The sequence below is a fragment of the Chloroflexota bacterium genome, assembly GCA_035652535.1.
Lineage (GTDB): Bacteria > Chloroflexota > UBA6077 > UBA6077 > SHYK01 > DASRDP01.
In genome coordinates, this window is the sequence record DASRDP010000157.1 from 22,422 (window position 1) to 32,686 (window position 10,265).

Annotated in this window: 9 protein-coding genes; 2 read left to right on the forward strand and 7 right to left on the reverse strand. The window is 68.1% G+C overall.

What is annotated here, in order from left to right:
* Nucleotides 1-9 precede the first annotated feature (9 nt).
* The 4 genes from VFC51_19525 to VFC51_19540 form a co-directional block, all read right to left on the reverse strand.
* On the reverse strand, nt 10-2,472 hold the full coding sequence (locus VFC51_19525) for an efflux RND transporter periplasmic adaptor subunit (GenBank protein HZT09220.1): 2,463 nt from the start codon (nt 2,470-2,472) through the stop codon (nt 10-12).
* Between the two features lie 228 nt (nt 2,473-2,700).
* A complete protein-coding gene (locus tag VFC51_19530; GenBank protein HZT09221.1) occupies nt 2,701-4,071 on the reverse strand; it encodes a c-type cytochrome in 1,371 nt (456 codons plus the stop codon).
* Nucleotides 4,068-5,507, reverse strand: a complete 1,440-nt coding sequence (locus tag VFC51_19535) for a cytochrome b N-terminal domain-containing protein (GenBank protein ID HZT09222.1) — start codon at nt 5,505-5,507, stop codon at nt 4,068-4,070. The genes VFC51_19530 and VFC51_19535 overlap by 4 nt, the downstream gene beginning before the upstream one ends.
* 8 nt (nt 5,508-5,515) lie before the next feature.
* On the reverse strand, nt 5,516-6,073 hold the full coding sequence (locus VFC51_19540; protein ID HZT09223.1) for a Rieske (2Fe-2S) protein: 558 nt from the start codon (nt 6,071-6,073) through the stop codon (nt 5,516-5,518).
* 194 nt (nt 6,074-6,267) lie between these two features.
* Here VFC51_19540 and VFC51_19545 point away from each other — a divergent pair, with 194 nt between their 5' ends.
* Both VFC51_19545 and ald read left to right on the forward strand, forming a co-directional pair.
* Nucleotides 6,268-6,756 carry a cupredoxin domain-containing protein gene (locus VFC51_19545; GenBank protein HZT09224.1) on the forward strand — a complete coding sequence of 163 codons (489 nt, stop codon included), beginning with the start codon at nt 6,268-6,270 and terminating at the stop codon, nt 6,754-6,756.
* Between the two features lie 41 nt (nt 6,757-6,797).
* Nucleotides 6,798-7,910, forward strand: coding sequence for an alanine dehydrogenase (gene ald / locus VFC51_19550; protein ID HZT09225.1), 1,113 nt, complete (start codon nt 6,798-6,800; stop codon nt 7,908-7,910).
* Between the two features lie 24 nt (nt 7,911-7,934).
* On the opposite strand, the gene VFC51_19555 is transcribed toward ald, so the two are convergent.
* The 3 genes from VFC51_19555 to VFC51_19565 all read right to left on the reverse strand — a co-directional run bounded on the left by VFC51_19555 (nt 7,935) and on the right by VFC51_19565 (nt 10,251).
* Nucleotides 7,935-9,506: an ATP-binding protein gene (locus VFC51_19555; GenBank protein ID HZT09226.1), complete on the reverse strand. Its 1,572-nt coding sequence runs from the start codon at nt 9,504-9,506 to the stop codon at nt 7,935-7,937.
* A 47-nt stretch (nt 9,507-9,553) separates the two neighbouring features.
* The gene (locus VFC51_19560) at nt 9,554-9,991 is read right to left on the reverse strand and encodes a response regulator (protein ID HZT09227.1); all 438 of its coding nucleotides are present in this window, start codon (nt 9,989-9,991) and stop codon (nt 9,554-9,556) included.
* A gap of 149 nt (nt 9,992-10,140) precedes the next feature.
* A complete protein-coding gene (locus VFC51_19565; GenBank protein ID HZT09228.1) occupies nt 10,141-10,251 on the reverse strand; it encodes a hypothetical protein in 111 nt (36 codons plus the stop codon).
* Nucleotides 10,252-10,265: the final 14 nt, after the last annotated feature.

Below are 10,265 nucleotides of genomic sequence, written 5' to 3' on the forward strand. Positions count from 1 at the left end.
GCGTGCGCATTAGAAGCCACCTCCTGGCGCGCGTGCGCCACCGGGCGCGCCGACGCCGGCTCCGGGAACTGCGGCCCGAGCCGCGGTCGCCGGCAGCACGACCTCGTCGCCCTCCCGCAGGCCGGACAGAACCTCGGAATACTGGTCGTTTGCAATTCCGACGGTCACGGTCTGGCTCTGCGGGCCGCTCGGTGTGACGAGCTTGACGGTTCGAGTCTGTCCACTCTTCGTGAGGGCGCGGTTCGGCACCATGAGCGCGTCATCCTTTTTGGCCGTCGTGATGGCGGCCGTCGCCGTCATGCCGGGGCGAACGTCCTGCGCGTCGATCATGGTGATGGAGACGAGATAGCTGACGACGCCCTGCATCGTCGTTCCCGAAGGTGAGATAGCGCCGACCTCGCCCCTGAACCGACGGTCCGGCAACGCGTCGAACGTCACGACAGCTGGTTGTCCGACGGCGATCTGGGGAATGTCCGTCTCGCCGATCTGCACGTCCGCGCGGACCTGCGCCGCGTTTACGAGGGTAATCCCCGACTGGGTGGTGCCGCCGGTGATGGTCGCCGCGGCTCCCGCCGCGGTCTCGCCCTGGTTCATGTTCACCGCCCCTACGACACTGGCGAAGGGCGCCGTGAGGGTGGCGTTATCGAGATTGAACTCGGCCGTCTCGAGGTCCGTTTGCGCCTGACGGACGGTCGCGCGCTGGGCGTCGATATCAGTGGCAAGGTACGGGACACGCTTCAGATCGAGGTTGGCCTGCGCCTGAGCAATGGCGTCTCTCTGCGCCTCGATGTCGTAGCTGGTCGCCGGGTTCGACGTCGTGTCCAGCTTCGCCCGCGCCGCCTGCAGCGCCTGCTGAGCGGCCAGGACGTCCGAATCGAGGGGTGAGGTGAGCTGGTCGAGGCGCGCCTGGGCCGATCGAACTGATGACGTGCTGGCATCGACCGCCGTCTGCGCAGCCGCGAGGCTCGCGCTGGCGCCGGTCGCCGCAACCTGCGCCTCACGATCTCGCGCCGCCACGAGGCTGGCCTGGGCGGCCGTCACGGCTCCCTGAGCGGCCGCCACGGCGTCGGCGCTCGGGGAGAGGAGCTGATCCAGCTTCGCCTGCGCGCTGGCAAGCGCCGCCCGCGCGCTATCGGCGTCAGCCCGCGCCGATGCGACGTCCTCCGCCCGCGGAGCTACGAGCGCATTGAGCTTGGCCTGCGCCGTCGAGAAATTCGACTGAGCCGCGTCGACCTGAGCGGTCGCGGCGGCGATCTCTTCATTGGTGGGGCTTTGCTGGAGCTGGACAAGCTTGGTCTGCGCGCTGTCGACATTGGTTTGTGCCGCGGCGACCGCGTGGTCGTCGGCCAGCAGCTGGGCGGACTCCGCCGGTGTGAGGCCGGAGAGTCGCGCCGCGTTGGCCTCGGACGTCGTTGTGGGCACCGGGACCCGAGCGGCTGCGTAGTCGGCCGCGCGCTTCGCGATCGCGGCCTGGAGGGCGGACTGCGCCGTCGACAAGGCCGACCGAGCCGAGGCGAGATCCACGCTCGATGGCCCGACCTTCACCTGGGCGAGATTCCGCTGTGCTGCATCGAGCGCCCCGCGCGCGCTGGCAACGGCCGCGCGGTCCGCGGTCACGTCGTTCGCTGACGGGTTGAGCAGCACGTTGAGTCTCCCCTCAGCGCTCTGCAGCGTGTTCCGCGCCGTCTGGACGGCCGTCTGCGCGGCAGCCACGTCTGCTGGCTGCGGGCTGAGCAGCGCGTTCAGTTTCTGCTGCGCGCTGGCCAGCTCAGCTTCCCCGCTGACCACCCCGGCCCGTGCGGAGACCTGATCCGTTGCGGCCTGGATTTGCGCATCCTGGAGCTTGGCGAGATCGCTCGTCAGCTGGGCCTGCGCGCTCTCCATCGCGCCCTGGGCCGCCACCAGGTCAGCGCCCTGCGGCGCGAGGAGGACCTGCAAGCTTGCCGTCGCGGCATCCACCGCGGCCTGGGCCGCCGCGACGTCCTCCGGTCGACCGTACTGCATCCCGGCGAGCTTCGCCTGCGCGGCGGCCAACGCGGCCTGCGCGCCCTCCACGTCCTCGACGCGTGGTCCGTCGAGCATCTGGCGCAGCTTGATCTGCGCCACGTTCAGCCGCGTTTCGGACTGTTGAATCGCCAGGCGCAGGTCGGCAGAATCGAGGCGGGCCAGGGGTTGGCCTTCCTCGACCTGGTCGCCCACGTGCACCAGGACCTCGGCGATGGTGCCCGAGCCGCGGAAGTTCACCCGGCTCAGGGCCGACGAGGCGACGGTGCCCGTCGCATTGACGGTCGCGGCGATGGAGCCGCGCGTCACGCGGGCGGTCTGCTGGGTGGTGGGCCCGGGCGACGGGTGCACCCGGTTGTAGACGACGTACGCCGCCGCGACGGTCGCGACGAGCGCGATGAGGGCTGCGAGAATGGGTCCGATCGCCGGGGCGCGCCGCCGGCTCAGACCTGGCGCTGCGATCCGCATCGGCTCCTCCTCGCGCGCGCTGATCACCTACATCGTGCCCGTTGGAGGAATGCGCGCCCAAGGAAACCGGGGGTGGCCGTCGCTACCCGTGCAGCGTGTTTTGCAGGCTATCCGACAGGGTGGGCGCAATTGCGCGGCGGATCTCGGTCTGTGGCAGCCGGTGGTGGCCTCAGCGGACCCGGCTTACGGTCCGCCAGGACCGGCTCCTTGTCCCCAGCCGACCCGATGCTATGGCGAGCTGGAAACGCGATGGACCGTCGTGACCGAATACGGTCGTCCCTGGGCGTGGCAGAGCGCGCACGACTCGACCCCGCCCGACGTTTGGCTCGCCGCGTGGGCAAACGCCTGTGGGCTGTCGTGGCACCCCGTGCACGCAGCCGTCACGGGCGGAAGCTCGCGTACGACCTGTCCGTCCAGGATCACGCGCAGCGCCGCCGACGCTTCGAGGGTCTGGCTGATCATGTACGAGTCCTGTACATGGCACAGCGCGCAGTTCGCCCGGTCTTTCGGAAAGGGGTGGACGGCCGCGAGATCGACCGGCTGCGGCGCCGTCGGGGACCCGCCGTAGACGACGAACGGACGCGTGAGGTCCTCGCCGGTGTGGATTCGGTGGATGAAGTTGCGGAACTGTACCGGTTCGGGTGGCAGTGGCCCGCCGACCGCCATCCGCTTATCAGCATCACTTTGCGTCGCGTTGTGGCACATGACGCAAAACTCGGTGTTGCGGCGCGTGCCTCCATGCGTCGCCAGCGTCCCGTGACAGGCGTTGCAGTTCTCCGTTTTCACGATCTGGCGTCGCGGCACCGGCGCGGGATCCGTGACCGGGAAGTAGAAGACCGTGTTGTAGCCAACGTCGCGAGCGGGTGGGACGCCGGCAACGGCGCTGGGAAACTCCAAATAGCCCTCGGTGGCGACGGCAAACGTGCCTTGCGCCTCGGCGGGAAGCTGGGCGCGAAAGACGTAGCGCGCGGAGCCGTCGGGCAGGCTTTCCGCCCGCCGAGCGTCCTCGCGCTGCGCCCATTGGTAGTCGACCGTCGGGCCGGCAACGGTGAGGTTCAGGGCCGTCATCTCGGACGGCGCGATGGCCTGCCCCGCGTTGTCCCGGATGCGGAACCGAACGGACGGGCTCTGGCCCGGCGCCCCGCTCGCTTCGAGCACGTCGAAGTTCACCCCGCGGACCGGCGGCGGCGACACGTCCGGTGGCTCCGGCTCCGACGGGATCGCGATGTAGGCGATGACGTTGACGAGCTGATCGTCCGAGAGCTGGTCCGGCGCGAACCCGGGCATCTGCGCGGAGCCCCGCCGAACCTGGGTCCGGATCAGGGCCGTGCGCTCTCTTGTGGCCATATCGAAGGACTGTCGGCCCTCGGTGTGGCATTCCTGGCACTGCGCACGAAATACGAGACGGCCCGCCTGCCGGTCGGCGTGAGTCAGATCGACCTCGCCCCCCTGCGCGCTCGTCGATGGAGCCGTCGCAGCCGGCGGCGCTCCGGGAGCGGCGGTCATCGAGAATCGGTTCACCACGACGGCGAGCAGCACGCCTACCAGTAGTGCGAGCGCGACCAGGGCGATGCCGGCGCGGTCGCCGAGCGCGGTCATTTGCTCCCCTCCGAGAACGACATGACGTATTGCGCCACTTCCTCCACATCCTCATGGCTGAGCTGCCCCAGAAATGCGGGCATGATGGCCGTGCGCGACATCCGTTGCGGCTCCTCGATGTAGGAGTGGATGTAGTTTGCATCGCGGCGCTTGCCCTCACCGACCAGCGATGGCGCCTCGGCGGTCCCCTCTCCGCTCGCGCCGTGGCAACCGGCGCAGTACTGGCGGTACTGCGTTCGGCCGAGGACCTGCATCGCCGTCAGGCGGACGCCGTGCTCCTCCACCCCGGCCGGCGGCGTCGTCAGCATCGCCGCGGTGGTAAGGAATCCGATTCCCCCGGCGAGTAGGACCGCCACACCGCTGGCCATCGGCCGTTTGCTGAGGCGACGCTCGCTTCCCGCGTCGAGGAACGGTAGGAGAACGAGCGCCACGAACGCCAGGAGCGGCAGCAGGACCACCCCAACCCACTCGAGCTGACCGGGAAAATACTTGAGGAGCTGGAAGAGGAACAGGAAATACCACTCGGGCCTCGGGATGTATGCGGTATTCGTCGGGTCGGCTGGCGCCTCGAGCGGCGCGCCGAAGACCATCGCCAGACCCAGGAGCACGAGGAACACCACCACGGCGATGGTGAGGTCTTCGACGATGATGTCGGGCCAGAACGGGCGCCCCGCTTGCTTGAAGAATGCGTAGCGGGCCGCGTCGGGCCGATAACCCCGCGTCGCTTCTTCTTCGCGAAGGCGCTCCGCCGCAGCCTGCTCGGCATTCCAGAGGGTCGGTGGCACGGACACGCCATGCCAGATCACCAGCGCGACGTGGCCGACCAGGAGCGAGATCAACGCGCCCGGAAGGAGAAGCGTGTGGAGGGCGTAGAAGCGCGTGAGAGCGGCGGCGCCCAGCTCAGTGCCCCCGCGCGCGAGCCGCAAAACGAAGTCCCCAATCAGCGGGATCGTCCCGGCCATGTTCGTCCCAACGCTCGTCGCCCAATACGCCTTCTCATCCCATGGGAGCAGGTAGCCCGTGAACGAAAAGGCGAGGGTGAGGGCGAGGAGCCCAACGCCGAGGAGCCACGTCACCTCCCGCGGGCGCTTGTAGGCGGCGAGCGTGAACACGACGACGAGGTGCGCGCCCACGAGGACCACCATCGCGCTAGAGCCCCAGTGATGAAGTCCGCGGACGAGGCGGCCGAAGGCGACGCGATCGTTGATGTACGACACGCTCTCATACGCGTGGTCCGGAGTCGGCGCGTAATACAGGGCCAGGACGACGCCGGTCACCAGCTGCAGGGTGAACACGAAGAGAGCGGCGAAGCCGAGCGTGTAGAGCAACCCGACGCCGAGGGGCACATTGCGCAGGAACAGCGTCCTGCCCAGCGTCGTGGTCCCGGCTCGCTCTTCGAGCCATTCGCCCAGGGAGCCCGCGCGGACGAATCGCATGGCGGCGCCTACAGCGCGACCCGGTTCGGGACGCCGACCTGGAAGTCCTGGTACTGCGTCATCAAGAGTCCGCCGTCGATCCGATACCTCAGCTCATCCATGGCTCTCGGCGGTGGCCCATCGAGGACGCGGCCGTCATCGCGCGCGAATACGCCGCCGTGACACGGGCAGACGAACGTGCTGGACTCGGCGCGGTAGCCCACGAGGCACCCCAGGTGGGTGCACCGAGCGTTGCGCACAACCACGTTCTCTTCCGTCGATCGATACACCCATACCGCACGGGGGAGCGTTGTCTGGAGGTATCCGTCGGCACGGCGGATCCCGAACTGAACCATGCGTGGTTGGCCGACGGCGAAGTCGGCGACCTGACCCAGGGAGATCCAAGGAGACTCGTCGCGGCGGCCTGCGGGCGAGACGATGGCGCCGATGACCGGCACGCCCAGCGCCGCCGCGAGAAAAGCGCCCAGCCCGGCGCCGACCCGAGCCAGGAGCGCTCGGCGCGTACTCGTTCCCGGTTCTGACCGGTCGTCGGCCTCCGACCGCGGATGCCCCGGCGGGATTGTCATCCGTCACCACCTCTGCCCGCCAAGTGTAAGCAATCGGCCGATCACGGAGGCACCAGCCAGCGCGGTAGTTCGTGGCTATCCAAAAGGAGGGGCCGCGTTGGAGTCGTGCCAATATCGAAACGTTGCTCTAAGGTGCTGATGGGTGCACACTTCTCACAGGACTCCCGATCTTCGTGCGGAGGAGATATGCGTTCATGAATAGCATCACGCGCTGCCCGTGGGGACGCCGCGCCACCGTGCTGGCGATAGCGCTCATCGCACCCGCCGCCGTTCTGCTCTCGGCCTGCAATAGGGGCTCGGCGCCGGTCACCACCATCAACGTGAGCGGTGCTGACTTTGCCTTTACGCCGGACAAGGTTTCGGTGCCGGCCGGCAAGGTTCACCTCGTCTTTACCAACCAGAGCACGACCAACCAGCACGAGCTGTGGGTCTATCCACAGAACCAGCCGCGCCTCCAGGAGATGGTTCAGGCAAAAGAAGCCGGGCAGGACGTCGAAGAAAAGGACTACCTCCAGAACGTGGCGGGGGACGTTGAGGACGTGCCGACCGGTCAGACGCAGAGCTTCGATGCCACGCTCCAGCCAGGCACGTACGAGTTCGGCTGCTTCGTGACCAGCACCGTGGATGGTCGGCCACGGAACCACTACGCCCTGGGTATGCATTTCCAGCTCCAGGTCATCTAACAATCGCCTCTCGTGCGACCGCACCAACAGGGGAGAAGCGAATGATTGTCGGGGTGCCGAAGGAGATCAAGGACAGCGAGCGGCGCGTCGCCGTGACGCCAAGCGGCGCCCACGCGCTCTGCGCAGCCGGCCATACGGTCGTGGTCCAGGCCGACGCCGGCACGGGGAGCGGATTCGCCGACGCCGAATACGCGGATGCGGGCGCGCGCATCGAGAAAGACGCGGCGGCCGTGTGGGCTGCCGAGATGGTGGTGAAAGTGAAGGAGCCGCTTCCGGCTGAGTACGCCATGCTGGCGGCCGGGCAGATTCTCTTCACCTATCTGCACCTCGCGGCGGAGCCCGAGCTGACCCGCCAGCTCGTGGAGCGAACGGTTACGAGCATCGCCTACGAGACGGTTCAGTCCGCCGATGGTCGACTGCCGATCCTCGAGCCGATGAGCGAAGTCGCCGGCCGCATGGCGCCCCAGGTCGCCGCGCAGCTCCTCACGCACGTCGGCGGCGGGCGCGGGCTGCTCCTCGCGGGCGTGCCGGGCGTGGCTCCGGCCCGCGTCATCATCCTCGGCGCCGGCACGGTTGGAGCGAATGCCGCTCGAATCGCGTTGGGCATGGGCGCAGACGTGACCGTCTTCAATCGGGGGCTCGACCGGTTGCGCGCGCTGGACACGACATTGAACGGGCGCGCCACGACGATGGCGGCGCATCCCGAGTCAATCGCGGAGGCTGTCCAGACCGCGGACGTCGTGATCGGAGCCGCCCTGGTCACGGGAGCGCGGGCGCCGCGCCTGGTGACGGAGGCGATGGTCCGAACGATGCGGCCGGGCTCCGTCATCGTCGACGTCGCGGTCGACCAGGGCGGGTGCGTCGAGACGATCCGTCCGACCAGCCACACGCATCCGACATACACGCTGCATGATGTGGTGCACTACGCGGTGCCCAATATGCCGGGCGCGGTGCCGCGCACGTCGACGATCGCCCTCACGAATGTGACGCTCCCGTACGTTCGGCTCATCGCGGAGCGCGGCTTCCAGAGCGCGGTCACCTCTCCGGAGCTGGCCGCCGGGGTGAACACGTACCGGGGTGTGGTGACCCATCGCGCCGTGGCGGAGGCAGTCGGCCTCCCGTTTGTTCCGCTCGGGGACGCCCTGGCACGCTAGACCGCGCCGTGGCGCGTCGTAGCGCTATGGGCCTGCATCCACGGTCGAGCGCTCCGGGACGGTGGACGCGGTGGCGGCGATGGGTAGCGAGAAGCGCACGGTTGTCGCATTGCCGGCGCTCTCGGCCCAAATATTGCCGCCATGGGCCGCCACCAGCTCCCTGCACACGTAGAGGCCGAGCCCGAGACCCGGCATCCGCTGGACGTGCGCCGCGCGGCTACGGAAGAATCGGTTGAACAGATGGGGCAGCTCGTCGGACGGAATCGCAACGCCACGGTTGGTCACCGCGACGTGCACCGATCCGTCCTGTTGGTGAACCTCTACCAGGACCTCTGACTCGGGCTCGCCGTACTTCCCCGCGTTCGAGAGGAGATTCACCAGCACCTGCTCGACGCGAGCGGGATCGGCGTCGACGGCGGGAAGGTCACCTTCGAAGCGCATTTGCACCGGATGCCCCTCCAGGACATCGCCCGACCGGTCGACCACCTCCGGTACGAGCCGATCCAGATGCACGCTGGTGCGCTCCAGCCGAAGCTGGCCCGCCCCGAGCCGAGACACATCCAGCACGTCGCCAATCATGCGGTAGAGCTGGCGGGAGCTGGCGAGGATGTGGCTCAGCGCAGCCTTCTCCTGCGGGTTTGGCGCCGCTTGCTCGGCGAACATCTCGAGCAGGTTGGCGAACGCGGTGATGGCGGCGACCGGCTGGCGAAGGTCGTGGGCCACCGCCGAGGTCCACTCCTCCCGCATCCGTTCCAAGTCCTTGAGCCTGGAGATGTCCTGCAGGATCACCACGGCCCCTCGGACCTCGCCGTCGCCGTCGACCACCGGGCGGGCGCTCCCAAGCACGGGAATCTCCCTGCCATCGGGCCGCCGCAGCAGCTCCTCCTCCTGTGCTACGGTCTCGCCCGCGAGGGCTCGGCTCGCGAATAGCTCGTGCTCCGCCCAGGGGTGGCCGTCCGGTCGACAGACGATCCCCAGGAGCTGGGCGCGGCCGCCATAGGGCTCGATGGGGCGGCCGAGTAGACGCACGGCCTCCGGGTTCGTCGTGATGTGGCCGTCCTGGGAGTCGAAAAACAGAATGCCGTAGGGCGCACTGTCGAGAATGGCGCGCACGCGCGCGCGTCCCGCTTCCGCTTCCGCCCGCGCGAGCCGCTCGCTTTCGAGGAGCCGCTTGCGCTCGATGGCATAGCGGATCGATCGGAACAGAAGGTCGCCGCGCACGTCCCCCTTGAATAGGTAATCCTGGGCCCCTTCGTGTACGGCGCGGATCGCGAGCGACTCATCGGCCAACCCGGTGAGTACGATGACCGGGAGCTCCGGGGCCGCGGCCCGTGCGCGGTGAAACGTGTCGAGGCCTTGCGCCTCGGGCAGGCTCAGGTCCAGCAGCACGACGTCGACGCCGCCGGCGGCGATTCGTTCCAAGCCCGTGGTCAAGTTGTTGGCGTGCTCGATCTCGACCGATCGGCTCGGTAGCTCCGCGAGCATCTCGCGAATCAAGCGCGCATCGCCCGGGTTGTCTTCAATGAGGAGCGCAACAAACGGGCGCGAGTCCAGGGCCGCTACTCCGAGGTCTGTGTCACTCGCCGAGGGCGACACCACGAATCCTATCACACGGCCGCGGTGTCGTTCGGGACGGTCCGCTGTCAGGCGATCGGCGGCGGATCCCCCGGAGTACTGGGCGGAAGGGTCACGATAGAGAACCAGAATCGGTCGATTCCGGCGATCACCGCCAGAAACTCGTCCAGGTCGACTGGCTTCGTAATGAATCCTGCCGCCTGGAGATCGTAACTCTGGAGCACGTCCTCGGTGGCCTGGGATGTCGTGAGGACGACCACGGGAATCTGGCGCAAACGCTCGTCGGCCTTGATCTCTGCCAGGACCTGGCGGCCGTCCTTCCGCGGCAAATTCAAGTCGAGCAGGATGAAGTCGGGCCGCGGACAGCTGCCGTAGGGGGTCTCGTGGCGCAGCATCGCCATGGCTTGTGCGCCGTCTGTAGCGACGGTGAGTCGATTCCGGACGGAGGCTTCCTTCAGCGCTTCCTGGGTCAGCCGTACGTCAGCCGGGTTGTCCTCGATGAGCATGATGTCTACTGGCCGAAGCACTGGGTGCGCCTCCTCGAATCCTGGCTGCGAATAGAGCGTACGCACCCGTGCCAGGCCTCCGCCAGAAACACCGGGGTGGTCCTTGATGGGTGGCGCGCGGCCCACCCACCTGAGCGGGCCGTTCTGCGCTACGAGGGTGGATCGAGGGGTACGAGGCGATGCTGCATCGCGTATGCGATGACCTGTGCGCGATTTTTGACGTGCAGTTTGTCGAGAATGTTCCGCAGGTGGTACTTGATGGTGTTCTCGGTGA

Coding starts and splice junctions, on each gene's coding strand:
- ald (HZT09225.1), top strand. CDS start 6,798: ATGATTGTCGGGGTGCCGAAGGAGATCAAGGACAGCGAGCGGCGCGTC.
- VFC51_19535 (HZT09222.1), bottom strand. CDS start 5,507: ATGCGATTCGTCCGCGCGGGCTCCCTGGGCGAATGGCTCGAAGAGCGA.
- VFC51_19560 (HZT09227.1), bottom strand. CDS start 9,991: ATGCTCATCGAGGACAACCCGGCTGACGTACGGCTGACCCAGGAAGCG.
- VFC51_19540 (HZT09223.1), bottom strand. CDS start 6,073: ATGACAATCCCGCCGGGGCATCCGCGGTCGGAGGCCGACGACCGGTCA.
- VFC51_19545 (HZT09224.1), top strand. CDS start 6,268: ATGAATAGCATCACGCGCTGCCCGTGGGGACGCCGCGCCACCGTGCTG.
- VFC51_19530 (HZT09221.1), bottom strand. CDS start 4,071: ATGACCGCGCTCGGCGACCGCGCCGGCATCGCCCTGGTCGCGCTCGCA.
- VFC51_19525 (HZT09220.1), bottom strand. CDS start 2,472: ATGCGGATCGCAGCGCCAGGTCTGAGCCGGCGGCGCGCCCCGGCGATC.